Consider the following 20,414-nt stretch of genomic DNA (forward strand, 5'->3'; position numbering starts at 1 on the left):
CAAGAGGGGGCTTGGCTTTTTTCGTTGTAAAAAAGTTTGGTAGACAAGTTGCACCGCTTGGACTTGTTATCGTTTACAGCTTCTCCGTCCGTCTACTATAATATGGGAGTGAATGGGAATATACGAGCGCGGAGGAGCATGATGGAACATTTTCAGCGGTTGCTAGGCCATATGATGAGAGCGAGATTTCCGTTCATCCACGTTTTGTCGTGGGAGGAAGGACGAGCTCTCGAGACAATCAAGTTCGTAGCGGAGAACAGTGAGCTTATCAAAACGAAACGCCAGGTCTTCACATGGAGCCTGCTGCATGCGGATGGGAAATACGATAGGTGTACAGACAGCCCGGCCAAAGATTTGCTGAGTTTCCTGAGCCATATCGAACAATCGACGGTGCCTTCCGTTTTCGTCATTATGGATATCCATTACTTTTTTACAGATAATTCTGTCGTTCACGAGCTGGTACGGGGCCTCAAGATGATTCAACCCTATGTAAAACGGGCGAAGGAACCGATCAATATCATCTTCTTGTCGGCAACGGCGGTCTTTCCCAGGGAGTTGGAAAAAGAGGTGTCCGTCATCGACTTTCCGCTGCCCAGCAGAAATGAGATTGAGCAGGTATTGGATTCGATGATCGAAGCGAACGAGCAAATGGCGGGCATTCAGATCGATCTGGATGCAGACGACAAGGAGCGCCTCGTTCAGGCGGCTTTGGGCCTTACGTTAGGCGAGGCGGAGAACGCCTATGCGCTGGCGATGGTCAAGGACGGGCGTTTGAGCAAGGATGATGTGGACATTGTGCTCGAGGAGAAGCGGCAAATTATTAAACGGTCGAATTTGCTGGAATATATCGGCGCGGGTATCCAGCTCGATGAAGTGGGCGGCCTGGATCAGCTCAAATCTTGGCTAGGCAAAAGAAACGGATCGTGGTCGGAGCAAGCGGTGCAATACGGATTGACCGCTCCGAAGGGCGTGCTGCTCACCGGTGTGCCGGGTTGCGGCAAAAGCTTGGTCGCCAAGGCGGTCAGCTCCTTGTGGAAGCTTCCATTGCTGCGTCTGGATGTAGGGAAGCTGTTCGGCATGTGGATCGGGACGAGCGAAGCGAACATACGCAGCGCCATCCAGACCGCCGAGGCGATCGCCCCATGCGTGCTGTGGATCGACGAGATCGAGAAAGGTTTTCGAGGAGTGAACTCAAGCGGGGATAGCGGGGCGGCCAGCCGCGTATTTGGCACATTTTTAACATGGATGCAAGAAAAAACGAAGATGGTGTTCGTCATCGCCACCGCCAACGATATTAGCAACCTGCCTCCGGAAATGATGAGAAAGGGCCGGTTTGACGAGATCTTTTTCGTCGATCTGCCGAACCGCGAGGAGCGCAAGCAGATTGTCCGCCTTCATCTGCATAAACGGTTAAAGCGGCAGGTGGAGCCGTCGATCGTTCAGGAGATCGTCGAGCAGACCGAAGGATTTTCGGGCGCGGAGCTGGAGCAGGTGATTGTGTCAGGCTTTTTCGAGGCGTTCGCGGAGCGCAGAGTGGTCGTGCTGGACGATATCCTATTGGCGATCCGGTCCACGGTACCGTTATCCGTCACGCAGGCCGAGCGGATTCAGCAGCTGCGAAGCTGGGCGGAGATGCGGGCGATCCCGGCTACTTCGAAGGAAAATCTGGTGCAGATCACCCGTCCGGGCAGCTTCCGATGACCACGAGCAGGGAGCCGCAGCAGCGGAACTACAAAAGGAGCGGAGCGCCATATTGACACTAGGGGAAGAGGAAGCAAGACGACTTGGCGCCATTTGCGAGTTGTACGAAGGGGCGAACTATGCGCTCGGCGATCAATTGACGAAAAGGAAGCGCAGCCGCTTGCGCCGTTCGTTTCGTCTTGACGCTACTAGCGACGTTTTCGCTTACCTGGATACGACGCCGATAGGCCATTGGCGGACGGGGATCGTCATCGCTTCGGAAGGCATCGTCATGAAAAATCCGCGTTTCGTCTCCGACGGCAAGCAGAGCAGAGTCGATTGGGAAACGCTGCTGAATCATCCGGAACCGGATCTGGCGAGCCGATTCGGTATGTGGTTCGGGGACTTTCAACTGTTCTTGACAACAAGCAGCTTTCCGGCGGACCGACTGGTCCGGCTTATCATCGATTTGCGAGATGGCCTATTCCTACTACGCAGCGATGCGGCTAACGAAGAGGCCGAACCGGCAGAGACGGTAAGTCTTAGCGGCTATCAGGCAAGAATCGTAGATTATTAGAGCCGCCGCTGCGGCAGGGAGGGGGAAAGCAAGAATGAGGATCACCGAAAAAGGACCGCAGTGGGAGCGAAGCCGAAGTCTGTGGATTACATACACATGGACCGGATTTTTAGCCGGAATGTCCTTTTACCGGATCGGACAGCTCTTGCAAAACCGGCGCTGGGGCATCAAGACCGCAGTGCTGTATACGCTGCCGGCCCTGCTTTATTTTGCACTCGTGCCGTGGCTCGGCGGGGTGGGCCTACATTTGTGCGGGATGGTGGTTGTAGCGGTGGTGGCGTTCTTGCAGTGCTAGTGTACCGCAAGCAGGTGCTGGTGTATGTGGAGCTGCTTGAGCGGATCAAACGGAGCCGAAAGCCTGTCCCGCCGGTGCATTTGAACGAATGCGAGCTGGCCGACCTGCTCCGTATCCCGGAGTTTACCGAGAAGCTGGCCGTTCGGACGCTGCAGGTTCGGGAACAGATCGGGGGCTTCCGTTCGATCGAGCATTTTGGCTTGTTGCTGGAGCTGCCGCCCCGCTTTCTGGATCAGTTCAGGCCTTATTTGTACAACGTCTCGTTGCACGAGGTTGGCGTGGCTGTTGTTGATGCTTGAATTTGAACCAATGTCTCCATACTTATGCTACGTTATGCAGGCCGCGAATTCGTCTCGAGCTCACTGGTCCGTAACGTGTACGTGACGATTGGCTTCCAGCGGCGCAAACATCATAAACTGATAGACGACAACCGCTAATTGGGTGCACGAAATGACATATCGCCGCTCATGTGGTTCTTGCACGGAGCGGCGATTGTTATGGAGCTGTAGCTCTCAAAGCTTCCATACACGCATCAACACAGTGGCCAAAAACCCGGCGATGATGCCCCATACCGCATTAGTGACGAGCACGCCGACAATAGCGAACGGATTCGTGATAGGCCCTTGCAAATGACCGGTCAATATCGGCGATAGAACGGCACTCAGGACAATAGCCAATATGACGTAGACGATACCGGCGAACATTAGAACGACGACCGGCTGGCGAATGCGGACGAATACGACTGTTGCGATCCAGGCCAGCGTAATGATCACCGTGGCAGAGACGCTTGCCATCGGCTGACCGATTTGCGCAGACAGGCCCAGTATGTTCATAAGCGGCCTAAAGCAGGCGATAACGGCCAGAACAACGATAAGCGCCTTATGCTGTTTCACTTCTTCCATTCCTCTACTCTCCTTTCGCTGAAGTTTCATCCCTTCGCTTTCTCCTTATGCTGCCGCTTTGGAAATACATACTGCGCCGACCGGACCGACACGTGTACAGAAGTTCCGAACAGCACGGCTGCGATGACCGGATGAAAGGCGCCGACTACCGGAAGATGGGCGGTAAAATATTGGGCATAGATCAGCAGGAAAATAACTCCACTCATCCAGCGAAACCAGTGCGGAAGCTTTCCGACGAACGCAAAAAGCAGCAGCAGCAGCGGAAACAGTTCGAAAATGCGCACGAACACGATGTGCTCGCGCCAGTGCGAGGCATCGATGAAGATCGCCATTCCGGCGATAAAAATTTGCACCGTTATGCAGACGGTGAAGAGAAAGGCCAAACCGGTGTAAACGATGCCGCCGATTCGGTTGATGCGGTTTGGTGTTGTTAGTGGATCAGACATGTCGAGCAACCCCCTTGTCGCAATTGGGACAACCGTCCAACCGTGTGCCGGCTTCCGTGTCCCGTATTCTGTGTATCATCGTAACAGCCAGATGTTGTGAACTTGTTGCGATCGTTTGCGGTTCCCGTGAAATTGCGAAGAAACCTCCTTATCGGGCACAATTTTCAGTATACTGTTAGAAAATCGGAGGAAAGGGGGCAGGCCATGCCACAGAAGCTGCTGCTGGTGGACGATGAACGCAAGGTTCTCGAATTTATGGAACCTTTTCTTCGCAGCGAAGGGTATGAGACGCTAACGGCGGAATCGGGACTAGAGGCGCTCGCGAAGGCGCGGACATACAGACCCGATCTGGTCGTGCTGGATTGGATGCTGCCGGAGAAGAGCGGGCTTGATGTATGTCGGGAGCTGCGCAGTATGGGCCCTACGGGCATCATTATGGTAACGGCCCGCTCGGACGAAGCGGACAAGATCGTAGGGCTTGAGATGGGTGCGGACGATTATATGACGAAGCCTTTTTCGCTGCGAGAGCTGTCCGCCCGGATTCGTTCCGTTCTCCGCAGACTTGATGGGCACGGTGCCGCATCGATGCCGGTATACAGCTACGAAGAGCTGGTCGTATCGGAAGCGGAATGCCGCGTATGGAAGAAGGGGAGGGAAGTACCGCTTACGCCGACGGAATTCAAGCTGCTGCTGACTGTCGCTTCCCGGCCGGGAATTGTATACAGCCGACTGCAACTGCTTCAGTCTGCCCTGGATGACGATATTCTTAACGACGAACGCACGGTCGACGCCCATATTAGCCGTATACGCAAAAAAATCGAGGACGATCCTTCCCATCCCAAGTACATCCAGACGGTCTACGGCTTCGGGTATCGCTTCGGTGACCGCCGATGAAGCTGAACCGCAAGCTGTTTCTCGCAATGGCTTCGTTTATTATGGCGATGTGCGTCTTGTACGGTCTACTCACGCAATGGATCGTTCGGGAAGGGGTGAATGCGGCGGTGGATTCGAATCGCGGCGAAATGGTAGCCTCTTTGTCGGACACGCTTGTTGCGTATTATGCGGAACAAGGCCGGACATGGGACGGTATCGGGCAGGTCTCATTCGGGGAAAGCCTTGAAGATGCAGAGCGGCAGAAGGGACTGCTGCTACAGTCTGCCCATCATCAAACGCTGCTGCATCGCGGTACACCGTCGGAAGCGCTGATTCAGAGGTTAGGCATTCGTAGATCGCTTGAGTGGGAAGGCGAGACGATCGGCTTGCTGTATTATTACGACCCGGACGTCGCCATGCTGTCCAAGCTGCGAATCGGTCTTCCCATCTCCGTGCTGACGCTGCTCATTCCGGGTGCGGCTTTGTTTATCGCCATCAGCTTGGTCGTGGCTTGGCGTTTGTCCCGGCGGTTGACCGAACCGCTCCGCCGGTTAATGGCCGTTATTGAACGACTGGGCAAAGGCGAGTTCGGCGTGCAAGCACAAGTCATTTCGCGCGACGAGTTCGGTCAAGTGGCGATTGCATTCAATACGATGTCGCGGCTGCTCCAAGAGGGAGAAACCCAGCGCCGGCAATGGGTGGCGGATGTGGCGCACGAGCTGCGGACGCCGATCACCGTCATTCGCGGCCAGCTCGATCTGGCGCAGCACCGGAATAAACCCATCGATCCGGAGAATCTGCTGCCTCTGCAGGACGAGCTGATTCGTCTGACCCGTCTCGTGGACGATCTCCATCAGTTAAGCTTGGCCGAGGCAGGCCAGCTGCCGCTTGATCGAAAGCCGACCGATCTCGGCAAGCTGTTGGGCCGCATCGTCGAACGGCTCACACACGAAGCCGAACAGAAGGGAATCCGCATGACGCTTGTATGCAGGGCAGATTCCCCTGATCTGCTCGCGGACGCGAATCGGCTCACGCAAGTATTTCTGAACTTGACGGTAAATGCTCTTCGCTATACACCCCCGAACGGGCAGATTGAATTGGCGATTCAAGAGGAACGTACGGGAGAAGGCGAGTCGGGAGGCATCCGCGTCATCGTCTCCGACACGGGCCAGGGTATCGAGCCGCAGCATCTCCCGCATATTTTCGACCGCTTTTACCGGACGGACGAAGCCCGGTCGCGCAGCGGCGGCGGCGCAGGGCTTGGTCTCGCAATCGCGAAAGGTCTGGTTGTAGCGCATGGCGGCACGATCGAGGTGACGAGCGCCGTCGGGCAAGGAACCTCTTTTATCGTCCGGCTTCCTCGCTCCTAAGCGCGCTTCGCCCGCAAAGTGCCGGACCAGATCGTGTAGCCCATGCCGACATAGGATAATCCCCAGAAAAAGGCGATATACTTGTTGTCTTCCACCGGCAGGAACATCGATAGGGGCATCATTACGAGCAGCACGATCACCCAGCGGGGAAATACTTTCGCCCGGTAAGCCAGCACCGTAAAAGCCAGCGTTCCTCCCGTAAGTCCAATTAGAATAAGAAGGTGCAAGACGGTGAGAGCCAGGCCATCCTGACTTATCGGCTGATTCGCAGCCTGTAACAAAGACCACAGCATACACGCCGTCGCGATATTACCGACGGAGATGGCAAGTACGGATATCAATCCCAAGACTCCCGTCTCCCTCGACTGCACCATAAATATCGCGATAGTGCCAACGGACATCAGCACACTCGCAACGATCCCGAAGATCAGCTCCGGGGTGCTGTCCGTCCCCCAGATGAAGGCGCTCGGTGTCATCCCCATGCGGCTGATCCCGGCCAGCAGACAAATCATCCCCAACCACTGCGTCACTCTTGTTTCATTCATTTTGATTGCAACCTCCCGTGGGCGTCGTTATTGGTAACGATTTTGATTATATGCTCCGGGCCATCATGGCCGACAGAGAAGGGGACTCACAATGTTTGGGGAAGCAGGTTCGGGATATTTTCGGGAAATCCGGGAAGTGTCCCGGGAAGTTGCGGGATCTCCGTATTCAGACCGCCCGATGCCCGCTATAATGGAGGTGGGTTTGGTATCGGAGGGGATCACATGCCACTAACGCAAGATCGCGTCGCCGCTCGAGAGGGGGGACAGCCCGCAGTCCGGACATGGCGGAAAGGGCTCCTTGCCTGCCTTCAGCTTCTTGCCGCCTGCTTCTCTCTGTTAACGGCAGTATTGTATTCGACAGGAATTCCAAAATACTACGAACAGCTCGTTTCCACTTGTATAGTTGATGGCTGCGGCAGCTTAGTACCCGCCATGCCGCTCGAGAACGCGGGATCGATTCATCTGACCCTGGAGACGTATGCATTCCTCTTCGTTTGCATCGATGTTATTTTTACGTATGTGTATTATGCGGCCGCGCTGCTGCTGTTATGGAAAGGATTTCGCGAGCCGATGGCCCTGGTTGCCGCGGTGGCCCTGGTGGCCTTCGGCACGTCCTTTCCTTCGTTAAGCTCGATCGCTTTCCAAGGCATAGCCGGCGAGGAGTGGTGGTTTTCATTTGTCGCGACACTCGGATGGATCGGGCTTTCCTTATTGTTTCTGCTTTTTCCGAACGGAAGATTTGTCCCCAGATGGACGGCAGCGGTCTTTATTCTGATACTGATCATAGATGTCGCCAGCTTCTTCAATCGCGGTCTGATATGGAACGATATGAGCGGCTCCGAATACCTCTTGGCAGCTTGGTATATCGGGACGACTTCGATTCTCATCTATTCGCAAATCCATCGCTATTTGAAAATTTCTTCGCTTGCGCAGCGGCAGCAGACGAAATGGGTGGTCTATGGTCTTGTTGTCGGCATGACCGGATTTATCGGGATGAGCATTCTGTTTAATCCCCGTCTGAATGACGGGAGCGCTCTGACTTATGTGTACCTCAATGCGATGATTAATTTGAGTTTGCTGGCCATACCGGTCACATTAACGATGGCGGTGCTTAGGCGACGGTTATGGGAAATCGATCCGCTTGTCAACAGAACGCTGCTGTACGGAACCTTATCTCTGTGCGTCGCCGCGATATATATTTTTACGGTTTATTATTTGAGCGGTTTGTTCGCAACAGGCCATAACTTATTCGTCTCGTTGACGGCGACGGCGATCGTGGCGGTTGCCTTTGCCCCGCTTAAGGAAAAGCTTCAGCGGCTAATCAACCGGCTGCTGAAAGGACGCCACGACGATCCCTACGAGGTGCTGCTGGAGCTGGGAAGCCAGCTTGTGAGGCCGATGGCGCCGGAGGCGATGCTGGAAGCGCTCGCTTCCACCGTCAAACAATCGCTGCGACTGCCTTACGCGGGCATAGGTATACGAGTTGGAGAACAGGACGCTTTTGTCGCTGCGGCAGGGACGCCCGTTCACGAGATCCTGTCGTTTCCGATCGTTCACCGCGGGGAAACCATGGGTACGTTCTACTTATCCGCCCGTTCTCCGGGCGAAGCGTTTTCGCCTGAGGACAACAGATTCCTCGATGTGCTCCTGCATCAGGCGGGTCCAATCGTGGAAAATGTGAACATGACGCTGGGCATGAAGCTGCTGGCGAACGATTTGCAGGAATCCCGGGAAAAGCTCGTTCTCGCCAGGGAAGAGGAGCGCCGGCAAATTCGCAAAAATTTGCACGACGATCTGGCTCCGCGTCTTGCGGCACTTGCGCTTAATGCCGCCACGGCGGAGAAGTACGTTATGAAGAAGCCGGATATCGCCATAGAAATGCTGGGAGACCTTAGAAAAACGATACGAATGACGGTCGACGAAATCCGGACGCTCGTACATGATCTGCGTCCGCCGTCACTGGACGAACTCGGCTTAATCGGCGCGATTCAGGAAAGAATCAGCGAGCTGAACAAGCCGGTAAGACTGCTTGCGGATGAGCAGGGGACGCCGCCGCTGCATATCCGGCTGCATGAACCGCCGCCGCTTCCGGATTTATCCGCCGCCGTGGAGGTTGCGGCTTACCGAATTGTAACGGAATCTCTGGCCAACGTGATCAAACATAGCCAGGCTACGGAGTGTACGGTCAAGCTCGACGTGTCGTCTTCGGGGCAACTGGCGATCGAAGTGACGGATAACGGCACCGGTCTGTCCTCCGCCTATGCGCAGAGGCAAAGGCTGCCAGGCAAAGGCGGTATCGGCCTCCAATCGCTGCGGGAACGGGCGGCGGAGTTGGGCGGACATTGCTCGATCGAGCAGGCGGAGCGCGGCGGCACACGAGTGCGGGCTATATTGCCGATACAACCGAAGGAGGGGCCAAGATGCTCAGAATCGTAATTGCAGAAGATCATCCGTTATTTCGCAGCGGTGTGCGTAATTTGCTGAAGACGACGGACGATCTGGAAGTGGTGGGGGAAGCGGTATCCGGGGAGGAAGCACTGGCTCTCGTAGAGCAGCTCAAACCCGACCTCGTGCTTATGGATATCCGCATGCCCGGGATGAACGGGATTGAAGCGACGCGGGTGATCAAAGAGAAGTATCCCGCGACCGAGGTGCTGATCCTGACCATGTTCAGGGACGACCAGTCCGTTTTTACCGCAATGCGCGTAGGCGCCAAAGGCTACATCCTGAAAGATTCGGACGAAGAGGAGCTGCTTCAGTCGATCCGGATGGTCGGCAACGGCAGAGCCGTGTTCAGCTCGGATATAGCTGGCCGAATGATGAATTATTTTTCGGAATCGCGTACGGTCCCGGCGGATGATCCTGCCTTTTCAGAGCTTACGAAGCGCGAGGTAGAAATTCTGGAACGTATTGCGGAGGGGGACAGTAACGCCGAAATAGCCGCCAGGTTGCATATTAGCAGCAAAACGGTAGCCAACTATGTCTCCAACATTCTTAACAAGCTGCAGGTTTCGGACCGCCATGCTGCGAAACGACTGGTTCAGAAAGTGCGTGAGGATTAAACCAAATGCGCTTGCAAATCTATATTCCGTACGACTAGACTCCCGGACGCCACTTTGACAGTGGAGCGGGAGTTTTTTTGTCGGCGTAGGCAGCCGTTGCTTAAACAGTCCGAGACGGGACAATTTGCCGGTTGCATTTCCTGATGCGTTCCCAGTATGCTCCCGGATTATTCCTGCTGTTTTTCCCAGCCATGACTCATGAAACCGGATGGACTGCGGCGGTAAGATGAACGAGTAAGCAAACGACGAAATGGAGGATATTCAAAAACTGGAAGCGAAGCCGGAGGCAGGCTGATCAGTACAAAGCACGAAACTTTTGGGAAAAGGAGAATGAGGAATGAGAAACATATTCGGCAAAAGGAAACAAATGGCGGGGATAGCTATTGTGCTTGCAGGCTGCATCGCATTTAACGGAATGGCAGGCGCGTTCGGGGAAACACCGCCTGAAGGCGTAAAGATCAAGGAGTTTAGCTTGCTGGACACGGCTACGGACGTTGTCGGTTCTGCGGATTTTACGCCGGAAGGGAAGAAGGACGGTCATTTCAAGCTGCAGCTCAGCCTAGATAAGAAAACAACGATTAACGCCGTAGTACTGCGTTCCACCGACGACTATGGGAAAGATAATTATCAGGGGGTATGGAGAACGAATCGTGTGACAACCGGCTGGATTCTCGGCATTGTGCAAGACAAGACGGTGACGACTGCAAGCGGGATTGCCCATGAAAACATCATCATAAATCCGGGCTTCCGTAAAGATGTGAAAGAGCCTGTCGGCGAATTCGAAGGCGAACTTACGTTCAACTTGTACGCGAGCGACAACGGCACGATCAAGGAAACTCAGCACTATGTGCTGGAAATCGAAACCCAGCAGGGCACGGTTATTTCCAAGCCGATAAAATACAAAAAACCGGCGACCGCGGAGGGATCGGCAGCGCCTGTACCAAGTCCATCGCCTGTACAGAACCCGGCGCCGACACCAACTCCGGCTCCGGCACCTTCTCCCGCTCCTGCGGATGAAGCGAAAGATATTGCGATTCACGTCCGTTTCAAAGGCAGCGAGCTTCAATTTGGCGATGCGCAGCCGGTTGTTAAGGAAGGCCGGACGCTCGTTCCGTTCCGTCCCTTGTTTGAAGCGCTGGGCTTTACTGTAAATTGGGTGGAGGACGGGAACGCCCGGAGAGCGATTGGAAAGAAAAACGGGCTTTCCATCGAATTGACGATCGATAGTTCGCAGGCCATGGTAAACGGAAAAACAGTTGGACTCGACGTTCCTGCCCAAATCATCGATGGGCGTACGATGGTGCCGCTTCGGTTCGTTTCGGAAAACAGCGGCTATCGGGTCGCCTTCTCCAGCAGCGGCAACGTATGGTCGATTCAGATCGAAGAAGCCGTGACGGATACGAGTACGCCTACGGACCCGGTACCGACACCAACTCCGGCACCCATCCCTGACCCAGTCCCGGCGCCGATCCCGACACCCGCACCGTCCGCCGGGGAAGTCGAGCCTTATATCGTTAAAGGCTATTTGCGCGACGCGCAAGGCCAGCCCCTTTCGGGAGTTACGATTTACGCCGACAACCAATTGTTCTACGATAGCAACTTGGGAGGAGTGACCGACGAGAATGGCTTCTACCGGATCGAGCTTGCTCACCTTCCTACGACATGGATCATGTCGACGAGCTTTACCCGCAGCTATAACGGCAAGGATCAGAGATTTTATTTAAGATCCGACGTTGATCTGCCGTTTGCAGGGAGTGCGGGTGCGATTCGCCATTTTACGCTCAAGGATGTCGTTGGACATATTGAAATTCATCCTGATTTTTGGTCATTTGACGATAATATGCCGAAACTTCAGATGAACGATTTGGAAATAACGCTTACTCCCGTCGGACCTTTATTTGACGGCAGCTCCGGTAAGTCCATAACGGCACGTGCCGGTGCTCTTCCGACAGGCGGTCACGGCGTTGATCGGATTCCGCTCGGCCGGTACAAAATATCCGCCGTATGGAAGCCGGAGGGTCATACTCCAGTGCCTATGCTAGTAAAAGTCAAGGGAAGCGATAAGTTCGTGTCGTCGATCGATTTCGATTTCCAGAACCCGTTTGGGACGGCTTCGATATTTGTCAACGAGTTTGACATCAAGCCGGGCAGTTAACGGGAAGCAGGGGAGTAAATACAAAACGCAAAGAAGATCGTCAAGCGGCCTTGACGATCTTCTTGTCTTTCAACGATAAAGAAAGTTTAAGTTTGGTAAAGCGTAACAAAATGCGTCGATAGACGTTTTTCTTACTTCGCTGATGCTTTAGCTTCGGCGATTTTTTTGTTCATATCCTCTTCCGCTTGGCGGAGAGCGGTTACGATGTCGAGCTCTTTCGAAACGATTTTGTGCGTGTAGGTCATAAAGGTGGTCGCTTCAACGGAGTTGTTGATCGTCACGACGCTCGGGCTGGCCGGCTTGACCGGCATAAAGGCGTCCTTGTTTTTGCCGTTTGCATAAGCGAGGTCTTTGGCGAATTCGCTGCGCACTTTGTCGTTCTTGAGTATGGTCTGGATGCCTTTGCGCGACTGGATCGTCTGGAACTCTTCGCTGGCCAGCCAGGCGATGACCTCGAACGCCGCCTCCTTATGCTTACTCATGCCCGTAACGCTGAAGAACGTCGGGTAAGACTGCGAGCCGGTTCCTTTCATGTCAGGGTAGTCCGGAAGGCTGACCGCATCCAGATTCATGCCTTTAGTCGCCGCGTTTTCCGGATCAAGGTAAGTAAACGGGAAAACGTTGGCGTACATTGCGGCGATCCGGTCTTTGATGAAAAAGTTGTTTTGTCCTGTCAGCGCTGCGGAGGTTAGCGTTACTTCGTTGCCGGGAATTTCGTAGAAACGGGCCAGGTTCGTCGCGTGCTTTCGCCACGTTTCGCTATTAATAAGCGATTTCTCCGTCTTGGCATCCTCGAAGCTGGCGGCCAGCTGGTTCGTCAGCGCCAAATGATTAAACGAGGCAACGAATCCGCGATACTGCACGCCTCCGTCGCTGCGCGTCAGCTTGCGCGCCTTCTGGTACAAGTCGTCCCAGGTGAGCCCGTTTACCGGATACGCCTCGCCGAACTTATCGAACAAATCTTTGTTGTACACGATGGAGGCGTAGCTGTTCGCCGTCGGAATGCCGTACAAAGCGCCGGACGAGATTTGACGGATCAACTCGATCGTTGAAGGTTCAAACTTGGTCAGATCGAGACCCTGCACCTTGGCCAGATCGGACATATCGTAGGCGAGGCCGCTTTTCAGCACGTTCTCATGGATCATGCCGACCGACGTGTACATGATGTCTATTTGCTCGCCGGCGGCGATCCTCTCCGGCAGCAGTATTTTGTTAGCCGTGTCGACGCCGATAAATTTGGTCGTGATGTGGGGAAATTTTTTGCGGATCGCGTCCCCGTACTCACTATTGAATCGGTCCGTGTTGACTCCGTTCACCGGGTTGAAAAACGTTAAAGTAACCGGCTCCGCAGGCGGTTTCGCGGGCGTCTGCCTTCCTTGACTGCTCTGCTCCGCCTGTCCGTTTCCGCAACCGGTCAAAATCCCAAGCGTCACGGATGCGAGCAGCAGGGCCGTGATCGGATATAACGCTCGAATGGTCATTTTGTTTCCTCCTCCTGGTATGAGCTGTGTCTAATTAACTTGCACTAATCTCTTGTCTCTCTTGACCCCCGCGTTTGCTTGAAAAGGGGATGAATACGCTTTCCATTATAGCAACGCGCTTGTATAATAGACATATCATAGACAACTGAAAAGATGTACTAAACTGCTGCTGTAAGGAGGAGGGAGATGGACGGTCAGACAAAGCAGTCGGAGATGGCTGCGGAGGTGCTGCATGCGATGTACTCCAGGCACGAAAAGTCGTATCATACGAACACGAACCGCCGAACGTTTCTGAACTACTATATCCGCTTGCAGGTGGAAGGACAGTGCGAGGCGCGGATCGGCGACAATGAAACGTGGGAAATGATCTACCCCGGCGACTTGTTCCTGTTTCGGCCGGGAGACCGGTGCCAGCTGTCTTTTACGCCGAACAAAAAAACAAATCAGGTACTCAGCGGCAACTATTATATCGTCTGTCGGGGAGCTTGGCTCGATCATTGGTGGGACGCGGCGGAGAGGCCGCTCAAAGCGAAGATTGCTTTGAACGGCAGACTGCTCGATCTGTGCAAGGAGCTGGAGCTGGAGATGACCCGCACGAAGAAAAACTGGGCCGAGGCGGCCGGGTATTTGCTGCGGATGCTGCTGATTGGACTGGACCGGGAAATCGGCGTGGCAACAGGCGGTACGAATCGCGAGCTCGCGGCTGCGCAGCGGATGAAGCTGTATATCGAGGATCGTGCGTTATCCAGACCGGCTGTAGGCGAGGTGGCGGCTCATGTCGGCTTAAGCAAATCCCGGGCGTCGCATCTTTTCACGTCGGCCTTCGGCCAAAGCATCGTCCAGTACGCCCTGGACGTAAGGCTGAATCATGCTTGCTCGCTGATTCACTACAGCCACTACAGCCTGCAGGAGGTGGCGGATTTGTCCGGTTTTCAGCAATACTCTTTTTTTAACCGGGCGTTTCGCAAGAAATACGGGGTGTCGCCGAAACAGTTTCGAATGCAAGCCTTATGAAAGGCAGGAATGGAGCAAATAACCCACAATGCGGCTTCTCTCGCATGTGGGTTATTTGTATGTTGACGAATTGCCGTGACTTGCATATAATTAGGTTACCGAAATATTAGTTTTCCGAATTATTTAGATTCAATTCTTTACGCTAATCTAAAAGGAGTTGTCGCTAATGCGCAGGTGTGGTGTAACGTACGATACGGGCTTCTTAAGCGAAGGGGCCAGCACGCACCCCGACTTCGATCGGGAGCGAGTATACAAGGAGATGGGCATCATAAGACGCGACTTGCACTGCACGGCTGTGCGGGTTACCGGCGGCGAGCCCGACCGCCTGGAGATAGCGGCCCATGCGGCTGCTGCTGCTGGTCTTGAGGTATGGATCTCTCCCTTTACGAACGACCTGGAACAGGAGGAGCTGCTGGCGCTGCTTGCGGACTGTGCCGGTCGCGCCGAACGGCTCCGGGTTGCGGGGGCGGAGGTTGTCATGGTAACCGGGGCCGAGCTGATGCTTTTCACCCGCGGATTTCTGCCCGGCGAGACGCTTGAGGAACGCCTCGCGGCTTTGTCGCAGCCGGACGTTATCCGTCCTGCGTTTGCGAAGCTGCCGGCTTTGCTGAACGGCTTTCTGGCGAGTGCAGTCGAAGCGGTGCGTGCCCGATTCGGAGGCCGCGTAACGTACGCCGCTTTGCCGACCGAACCGGTGAACTGGGAACTGTTTGACTTCATCGCCGTCGATGCCTATCATTCCTCCGAGGTTGCCCATCTTTATGCGGATTCGATCAAGAAGCTGGCCGGCTCGGGCAAGCCTCTCGTCATCTCCGAGTTCGGATGTACGACGTTTAATGGGGCGCGCGGCTTGGGCGCACGCGGCATGTTTATCGTCGAGTGGGACGGCCCTCGTGCCATACGGCTTACAAGCAGCTTCGAGCGGAGCGAGTCCGAACAAAGCGGCTATTTTAACGAAAGCGTCGCTATTTTCGAGGAGGCCGGAGTCGACACGGCATTTTGGTGTACGTTCGCTTCCCACAACTTGCCGTACGACGAAGATCCCGATCAAGATTTCGACAAGGCATCCTACGGGATCGTGAGGATACTGAAGCAAGGCCACGGTACGACGTACCTGGATATGCCGTGGGAGCCGAAGGACGTATTTTACACCATTGCCGCCCGTTATGCAGCGTTAAAGGGGGCTTAAAAAGTTACGCCGCGAGGCGGTCAATCGTACTACGAGGAGGAAACCGGAGTGACGGAGGAACAGCGAGACATTGCACGGCAGTTAATGGAATCGTACTTCCAGTCGCAAGTTAGCGGCAATATGATGCAGAATCGAGTCGTAAACAATCAGAAGCCGGGCGAGATCATGGTGCTGTACTTTATCAGCATCCACATTCAGGAAAACAGCTCGGGATTGATGGTTTCGGAAATAAGCGGCAAACTGAACGTCACACCGCCGACGGTGACGCAGCATATCAACAGTCTGGAAGCCCAGCAGCTCGTCGAGCGCCATGCCGATCCCGCCGACCGGCGAGTGGTCCGGGTGCGGTTGTCGGACAAAGGAAAAGCGTACATCGAACGCATCAATGAGGCCAGACTCCAAATGTTCGCCGGTCTCGTCGCCCATTTGGGGGAGCAGGAAAGCCTGCTTTTTGCCGAAATGATGAGAAAAGCTTCGGATTATTTGCTCAAGCAGCAGGAACTGTATATCCGCGGCTTCACGGCGGACGGCAGTAACGAGAAATGAGCGAACGCGCTTGATTGCATCTACACTCGGGAGGAAGAGATATGAACTATACGGTCATTACGGGAGCCAGCTCGGGAATCGGATATGAAACGGCTCTTGCTTTTGCCGCACGCGGCAAAAACCTGATTGTGACGGCCCGCAGAACGAAGGAATTGGAAAAGCTGCGTGACAAGGTGGCGGCCAGCTATCCGAATCTGGATGTGGTCATCCGAGCGGCCGATCTCTCTGTGGCTGCAACTGTGTACGAGCTGTACGAAAGTGTGAGGGAGTACCGGATCGAAACCTGGATCAACAACGCGGGGAGCGGAAGCTTTGCCACTGTCGGAGAACAAGATTTGGATCGGGTTACGGGGATGCTGCATTTGAATATCGAGGCCTTAACAATCCTCTCGACTTTGTATGCGCGCGATTATGCAGATGTGGAAGGGACACAGCTCATCAATATTTCGTCGGGCGGTGGTTACCAGATTGTTGGGAATTCTGTGGCCTACTGCGCGTCGAAGTTTTACGTAAGTGCCTTTACGGAAGGGCTGGCGCAAGAGTTGAAGGAGCGGGGAGCCGCCATGCAAGCCAAAGTACTGGCGCCTGCCTCCACAGCGACCGAATTTATCAAAAGCGCTCTGAATCTTGACGAGTTTCGTTATGAGGGCGTAGTTCCCCGATACCATACAGCCGAACAGATGGCCGGGTTTCTGCTGGAGCTGTACGATAGTGACAAAATAGTTGGCATTGTGAATGGCGCGACGTATGACTTTGAACTAAGAGATCCGATTTATCCGTATGTGGGGAGAAGAAGGTAGTTTCCGGCACGTAATGGCGACGAATAGAGCAATCGAAAAGAAATCGGGGCACCTTCATTATGCTAAGATATGGTTATTGCAAAACTTTTGAAAAGGTGGTTGTGTGATGAATACTCCGATTTCTCGAGGCCGTCTGTGGACGGGGCGAATCTTAAGCGGAATCGCCGTGCTGTTCATGCTGTTCGACAGTATATCCAAATTGCTGAAAGTGTCGCAGTCCGTGGAGGGATCGATCGCTCTTGGGTATGCCGAGCACCATGTGCTCATTATCGGCATACTCGGCCTGGTCTCGACGATTGTGTATGCGTTTCCCCGAACGGCGCCGCTTGGCGCGATTCTGCTTACCGGCTATTTCGGCGGGGCGATCGCGACGCAAATTCGGATGGATGCTCCGCTGTTTTCCAATGTGCTGTTTTCGGTTTATTTGGCTATTTTCGTTTGGGGTGGGATTTGGCTCCGAGACGATAGAGTGCGGAGATTGTTTTCGCTTTAGAGGCCGGCGGGGCAACCGCTCGATTTTCCATAACGGAATCGTTTTCCGCTAATGGATCATTTCCCGGTTATTTCCCATGGTTAGCGGAATCCGTTTCCGCTATATGTTCCATTTTCCTCTCCGAAGCTGCCTTTTGCGTCGATAGCGGTATTCCGTTCCGCTAATGGGTTCGGCTCGCGTTATTGTCTTGGATTAACGGATATTTTTTCCGTAAAAAAAGTTGCCTTCTATCAGAAAGCTAAGGATACACGTTCTTGATCCCGGATCAAGGGCATGTATCCTTTTCTGCGTGCAGATGGACAAGTCCCACCACGAGTTGTTCCTGTATAAAGACAATATCCGAAAAAAGATGTCCGCTTAGCTTGTTGTTGCTCATCACTATCTTCCGCTACACTTGTTTTAACGTACTCGCGAAAGAGACCAATCCAACTTTGTGAAACCGAAAACGTCCGCGTGTACCGTAATACGAGGAGGTGACGAAACATCGCCCATTTCTGCATCAGGTGCTGCTCTGCGCAGTATTTCCGCTTAATTCCAAGGATCGATAATCCGAGGGGGTCATGCCGGTCTTTTGTTGAAACAGGTAGCAGAAGTATTGAGTCGACGAGTAGCCGACATCGCCAGCGATCCGCTCGATGGAAAGCCCGCTCGTCCGCAGCAAGTCTTTGGCAACTTCTACCCGCGTATTCATGAGCTTGTCCTTAAAAGACGTATTAAAATACTTCTTGAGCAGCCGCTGCGTTTGCTTCGTGCTCAAGTTGAGCCTGGCCGCCAGCATCTCGAGTGTTAATTCTTGCTGGCAATTGGTAAAAAACAGATCAATCTGAGGTGACCATTGATCGTACCTTTCTTTGTGGGGCATCGTGTACGTGCCGCTCGTGTTACGTTCCGTCTGAATGGCTCTCACAAGCTCGATGATGATTTGGGCAAACAGGCTAAGTACTTTAGTGTAGGAGCCTACCGAGGGCGATTCGATTTCCGATCGTATTTCGGCCAGCATGCGGAACATGGCGCGATTACGAATGGAATCGGTTAGCTGGCAGTAAGTCAGCCGGGACAGCGCAGCCTTGATCTGTTCAGCCTCTTCTTGCGGAAAACCAGGGTCGAGCGTCGGAACTTCCTGAAAGGTGAAGCGAATGGTCGAGCGCTCCCCCGGAACAATGGGGTCCGGCTTAAACGAATGGAAGATATGTTGTCCGATGATATGGATGGAACCGCTTTCGAGGTGATGTTCGCGATCTTTCATAACGAGCGTCCCGATGCCGGAATCGATGAATTGCATCTCGATCACCGCATGATTATGCTTCTTGTTGCTGACAATCTTCATCGGGTAAATGTTGCCGTCGAGCAATATATCGAACAGCAGCGAGCCGAATCGGACTTTGATGTTCAACTGATCCCAAGCGACAGGAGTAGTCTGAATTTGCGGATTCGTCACATGAGCTCCTCCTATACGATCAAGTTCGCGGTATAAATTGTCCCCATTGTAACACAGGAAGAGAGCAATTCGTCAATATCCGGCGCAGTCTGCATTTGGATTGGCGCGGCCTGCCGAACATTCTACGAAAAGGAATGGTTAAACTGAGAAAAACAAAAACGTACAAACTTTGGACTTTCGGCGCCGTTACGCTTGCAACTCTTGCTCTTGCAGCGGGCTGCAGCAACAAAGGAACGACAACGGACGCAGGAAACAACAAAGCCGAGGCGGAAAAAGCATCTGCGGTAGAACAACAGTCGTCGGAACCGGTCGAGCTCGTCTTTTACTCCCAGAACGGGTCATCGGAGGCTTTTTTCAACGAAGTTTACGGGGACAAAATTAGAAAAAAATTTCCGAACTATACGATCAAGTACATTCAGCGCACAGGTCCGGGAACGTTGCTGGCAGATATGGTTTCCAGCAAAACCCATTTCGACTTTTATTTCAACTCCGTCTATGGATTTTTGTACGAAGTGTTACCCGTTGAAATTCAGTACGATATGACCGATTTGGCCAAAAAGCACGGTGTCGATTTGAGCAAACTCGAACCGGCGGCGATCGAAGGGTTCAGAAACGATGTGGGTGGCAAGCTGTTTGCGCTACCGATTCATCAGGACGTTTTGGTCACGCTGTACCACAAAGATCTATTCGATAAATTCGGAATTCCACATTTGAAAGACGGGATGACATGGGACGATTTGTATGCTGTATCGAAACGGATTACGAGAAACGAGGGGGGCGTAAACTATGTCGGGTACGCGCCAATGATCGATTATTTGGTTCGGATGAACCCCTACTCGATTCCGAACCTCGACAAAGACACGTTGAAGCCGACGATCAATACGGATGCAAAATGGAAAACATTTTTCGAAAAGCTGATCGTACCGCCGGGCGAGGTGGCCGGAGCGGCCCGAGGCGAACTGCCGAAGGATGCCGTCCAAGTTCTCGAGAAATTTATTGCCGGGCAACAAGCGATGGTCGTCTATATTCCACAGGTCGTCAAAAGCTGGGCGGACCGGTTTAAGCAGGTAAAGTTCGATTTTGTTTCCGCTCCGACGCTGCCGGATCGGAAAGGAGTAGGGTCGATGCCGTATCCGGTCTATCTCGGGATTACGCAGATGGCCAAAAATAAAGATGCGGCGATGGAAGTGCTGAAATTTTTAATATCGGACGAAGCGCAGACCGATTTGGCGAAAAAGGGGCTAATGCCGGTCGTGAAAAGCGACAGCGTCAAGAAAGCGTACGGAACGGACACCGGGTTTCAAAACCTCAACTGGGGCGCAGCATTTTATAACCAAGCGGCGCCGGTTCCGTACAAAGGCCCGATGGACGGAATGGTAGGGGACATCTATCGAAAGTACGCCTACGAGGTCATGTTCGGCACAACCGATATGAACACGGCGCTTCGCAAGGCAGAAGAAGAAACGATAAAGCAGGTGGAAGATTTCCGCGCCAAAGTCAATCCGAACGTATTCAAGTAACCTTTGATGAATGTAAATATTGATCCGT

The 20,414-nt window shown here is 53.6% G+C and carries 20 protein-coding genes; 15 read left to right on the top strand and 5 right to left on the bottom strand.

Annotation, left to right across the window (positions count from 1 at the left end; translation table 11 throughout):
* Positions 1–138: 138 nt before the first annotated feature.
* From D7M11_RS31650 to D7M11_RS36605, 4 genes are read left to right on the top strand one after another with little or no spacing between them, the layout of a single operon-like run.
* Positions 139–1,701, top strand: a complete 1,563-nt coding sequence (locus D7M11_RS31650) for an AAA family ATPase (RefSeq protein WP_158606948.1) — start codon at positions 139–141, stop codon at positions 1,699–1,701.
* Between the two features lie 52 nt (positions 1,702–1,753).
* Positions 1,754–2,257: a hypothetical protein gene (locus D7M11_RS31655; RefSeq protein WP_147433534.1), complete on the top strand. Its 504-nt coding sequence runs from the start codon at positions 1,754–1,756 to the stop codon at positions 2,255–2,257.
* Positions 2,258–2,291: 34 nt separating this feature from the next.
* Positions 2,292–2,552: a hypothetical protein gene (locus D7M11_RS36600; RefSeq protein ID WP_158606949.1), complete on the top strand. Its 261-nt coding sequence runs from the start codon at positions 2,292–2,294 to the stop codon at positions 2,550–2,552.
* Complete coding sequence (locus D7M11_RS36605) at positions 2,546–2,851, top strand: ComEA family DNA-binding protein (RefSeq protein ID WP_158606950.1); 306 nt, start codon at positions 2,546–2,548, stop codon at positions 2,849–2,851. Before D7M11_RS36600 ends, D7M11_RS36605 begins: the two co-directional genes overlap by 7 nt.
* 213 nt (positions 2,852–3,064) lie before the next feature.
* On the opposite strand, the gene D7M11_RS31665 is transcribed toward D7M11_RS36605, so the two are convergent.
* Together D7M11_RS31665 and D7M11_RS31670 are read right to left on the bottom strand one after the other, a co-directional pair.
* Positions 3,065–3,454: a hypothetical protein gene (locus D7M11_RS31665; RefSeq protein ID WP_120751289.1), complete on the bottom strand. Its 390-nt coding sequence runs from the start codon at positions 3,452–3,454 to the stop codon at positions 3,065–3,067.
* A gap of 26 nt (positions 3,455–3,480) precedes the next feature.
* Positions 3,481–3,900, bottom strand: a complete 420-nt coding sequence (locus tag D7M11_RS31670; protein ID WP_120751290.1) for a DUF6220 domain-containing protein — start codon at positions 3,898–3,900, stop codon at positions 3,481–3,483.
* A gap of 204 nt (positions 3,901–4,104) precedes the next feature.
* Here D7M11_RS31670 and D7M11_RS31675 point away from each other — a divergent pair, with 204 nt between their 5' ends.
* Together D7M11_RS31675 and D7M11_RS31680 are read left to right on the top strand one after the other, a co-directional pair.
* Entirely contained in the window at positions 4,105–4,794 is a 690-nt protein-coding gene (locus D7M11_RS31675) for a response regulator transcription factor (protein ID WP_120751291.1), read from the top strand.
* Positions 4,791–6,143, top strand: a complete 1,353-nt coding sequence (locus D7M11_RS31680; protein ID WP_120751292.1) for a sensor histidine kinase — start codon at positions 4,791–4,793, stop codon at positions 6,141–6,143. The genes D7M11_RS31675 and D7M11_RS31680 overlap by 4 nt, the downstream gene beginning before the upstream one ends.
* Here D7M11_RS31680 and D7M11_RS31685 read toward each other — a convergent pair.
* Positions 6,140–6,688, bottom strand: coding sequence for a hypothetical protein (locus D7M11_RS31685; protein WP_120751293.1), 549 nt, complete (start codon positions 6,686–6,688; stop codon positions 6,140–6,142). The genes D7M11_RS31680 and D7M11_RS31685 overlap by 4 nt on opposite strands.
* A 222-nt stretch (positions 6,689–6,910) precedes the next feature.
* Between D7M11_RS31685 and D7M11_RS31690 the strand changes: the two genes are divergently transcribed.
* From D7M11_RS31690 to D7M11_RS31700, 3 genes are all read left to right on the top strand, one after another.
* Positions 6,911–9,124 carry a sensor histidine kinase gene (locus D7M11_RS31690; protein ID WP_120751294.1) on the top strand — a complete coding sequence of 738 codons (2,214 nt, stop codon included), beginning with the start codon at positions 6,911–6,913 and terminating at the stop codon, positions 9,122–9,124.
* Complete coding sequence (locus tag D7M11_RS31695; protein WP_120751295.1) at positions 9,109–9,750, top strand: response regulator; 642 nt, start codon at positions 9,109–9,111, stop codon at positions 9,748–9,750. Before D7M11_RS31690 ends, D7M11_RS31695 begins: the two co-directional genes overlap by 16 nt.
* Before the next feature lie 337 nt (positions 9,751–10,087).
* The gene (locus tag D7M11_RS31700; protein WP_120751296.1) at positions 10,088–11,905 is read left to right on the top strand and encodes a stalk domain-containing protein; all 1,818 of its coding nucleotides are present in this window, start codon (positions 10,088–10,090) and stop codon (positions 11,903–11,905) included.
* A 131-nt stretch (positions 11,906–12,036) separates the two neighbouring features.
* Here the strand turns inward: D7M11_RS31700 and D7M11_RS31705 are convergent, their stop codons facing one another.
* A complete protein-coding gene (locus D7M11_RS31705) occupies positions 12,037–13,386 on the bottom strand; it encodes an ABC transporter substrate-binding protein (RefSeq protein ID WP_120751297.1) in 1,350 nt (449 codons plus the stop codon).
* A 186-nt stretch (positions 13,387–13,572) separates the two neighbouring features.
* Between D7M11_RS31705 and D7M11_RS31710 the strand changes: the two genes are divergently transcribed.
* The 5 genes from D7M11_RS31710 (at position 13,573) to D7M11_RS31730 (ending at position 17,428) form a co-directional block, all read left to right on the top strand.
* Complete coding sequence (locus D7M11_RS31710; RefSeq protein WP_120751298.1) at positions 13,573–14,400, top strand: AraC family transcriptional regulator; 828 nt, start codon at positions 13,573–13,575, stop codon at positions 14,398–14,400.
* 166 nt (positions 14,401–14,566) lie between these two features.
* Positions 14,567–15,589: a hypothetical protein gene (locus D7M11_RS31715; protein WP_120751299.1), complete on the top strand. Its 1,023-nt coding sequence runs from the start codon at positions 14,567–14,569 to the stop codon at positions 15,587–15,589.
* 48 nt (positions 15,590–15,637) lie between these two features.
* Positions 15,638–16,135 carry a MarR family winged helix-turn-helix transcriptional regulator gene (locus D7M11_RS31720; protein WP_120751300.1) on the top strand — a complete coding sequence of 166 codons (498 nt, stop codon included), beginning with the start codon at positions 15,638–15,640 and terminating at the stop codon, positions 16,133–16,135.
* A gap of 41 nt (positions 16,136–16,176) precedes the next feature.
* On the top strand, positions 16,177–16,935 hold the full coding sequence (locus D7M11_RS31725; RefSeq protein WP_120751301.1) for an SDR family NAD(P)-dependent oxidoreductase: 759 nt from the start codon (positions 16,177–16,179) through the stop codon (positions 16,933–16,935).
* 106 nt (positions 16,936–17,041) lie between these two features.
* On the top strand, positions 17,042–17,428 hold the full coding sequence (locus D7M11_RS31730) for a DoxX family protein (protein ID WP_120751302.1): 387 nt from the start codon (positions 17,042–17,044) through the stop codon (positions 17,426–17,428).
* A 499-nt stretch (positions 17,429–17,927) separates the two neighbouring features.
* On the opposite strand, the gene D7M11_RS31735 is transcribed toward D7M11_RS31730, so the two are convergent.
* Positions 17,928–18,866 (bottom strand): helix-turn-helix transcriptional regulator, encoded by a 939-nt coding sequence (locus tag D7M11_RS31735; RefSeq protein ID WP_120751303.1) that lies wholly within the window; start codon positions 18,864–18,866, stop codon positions 17,928–17,930.
* A 134-nt stretch (positions 18,867–19,000) separates the two neighbouring features.
* On the opposite strand from D7M11_RS31735, the gene D7M11_RS31740 reads away from it, so the two are divergent.
* A complete protein-coding gene (locus D7M11_RS31740) occupies positions 19,001–20,386 on the top strand; it encodes an ABC transporter substrate-binding protein (protein WP_147433536.1) in 1,386 nt (461 codons plus the stop codon).
* Positions 20,387–20,414 lie beyond the last annotated feature (28 nt).

Origin of the sequence: Paenibacillus ginsengarvi, from assembly GCF_003626695.1 — a bacterium.
Taxonomy (GTDB): Bacteria; Bacillota; Bacilli; order Paenibacillales; family NBRC-103111; genus Paenibacillus_AB; species Paenibacillus_AB ginsengarvi.

Excerpts from the sequence above, each read along its gene's own strand:
- D7M11_RS31650 (WP_158606948.1), top strand. The coding sequence starts at position 139 with ATGATGGAACATTTTCAGCGGTTGCTAGGCCATATGATGAGAGCGAGA.
- D7M11_RS36600 (WP_158606949.1), top strand. The coding sequence starts at position 2,292 with ATGAGGATCACCGAAAAAGGACCGCAGTGGGAGCGAAGCCGAAGTCTG.
- D7M11_RS31665 (WP_120751289.1), bottom strand. The coding sequence starts at position 3,454 with ATGGAAGAAGTGAAACAGCATAAGGCGCTTATCGTTGTTCTGGCCGTT.
- D7M11_RS31670 (WP_120751290.1), bottom strand. The coding sequence starts at position 3,900 with ATGTCTGATCCACTAACAACACCAAACCGCATCAACCGAATCGGCGGC.
- D7M11_RS31675 (WP_120751291.1), top strand. The coding sequence starts at position 4,105 with ATGCCACAGAAGCTGCTGCTGGTGGACGATGAACGCAAGGTTCTCGAA.
- D7M11_RS31680 (WP_120751292.1), top strand. The coding sequence starts at position 4,791 with ATGAAGCTGAACCGCAAGCTGTTTCTCGCAATGGCTTCGTTTATTATG.
- D7M11_RS31685 (WP_120751293.1), bottom strand. The coding sequence starts at position 6,688 with ATGAATGAAACAAGAGTGACGCAGTGGTTGGGGATGATTTGTCTGCTG.
- D7M11_RS31690 (WP_120751294.1), top strand. The coding sequence starts at position 6,911 with ATGCCACTAACGCAAGATCGCGTCGCCGCTCGAGAGGGGGGACAGCCC.
- D7M11_RS31695 (WP_120751295.1), top strand. The coding sequence starts at position 9,109 with ATGCTCAGAATCGTAATTGCAGAAGATCATCCGTTATTTCGCAGCGGT.
- D7M11_RS31700 (WP_120751296.1), top strand. The coding sequence starts at position 10,088 with ATGAGAAACATATTCGGCAAAAGGAAACAAATGGCGGGGATAGCTATT.
- D7M11_RS31705 (WP_120751297.1), bottom strand. The coding sequence starts at position 13,386 with ATGACCATTCGAGCGTTATATCCGATCACGGCCCTGCTGCTCGCATCC.
- D7M11_RS31710 (WP_120751298.1), top strand. The coding sequence starts at position 13,573 with ATGGACGGTCAGACAAAGCAGTCGGAGATGGCTGCGGAGGTGCTGCAT.
- D7M11_RS31715 (WP_120751299.1), top strand. The coding sequence starts at position 14,567 with ATGCGCAGGTGTGGTGTAACGTACGATACGGGCTTCTTAAGCGAAGGG.
- D7M11_RS31725 (WP_120751301.1), top strand. The coding sequence starts at position 16,177 with ATGAACTATACGGTCATTACGGGAGCCAGCTCGGGAATCGGATATGAA.
- D7M11_RS31730 (WP_120751302.1), top strand. The coding sequence starts at position 17,042 with ATGAATACTCCGATTTCTCGAGGCCGTCTGTGGACGGGGCGAATCTTA.
- D7M11_RS31740 (WP_147433536.1), top strand. The coding sequence starts at position 19,001 with ATGGTTAAACTGAGAAAAACAAAAACGTACAAACTTTGGACTTTCGGC.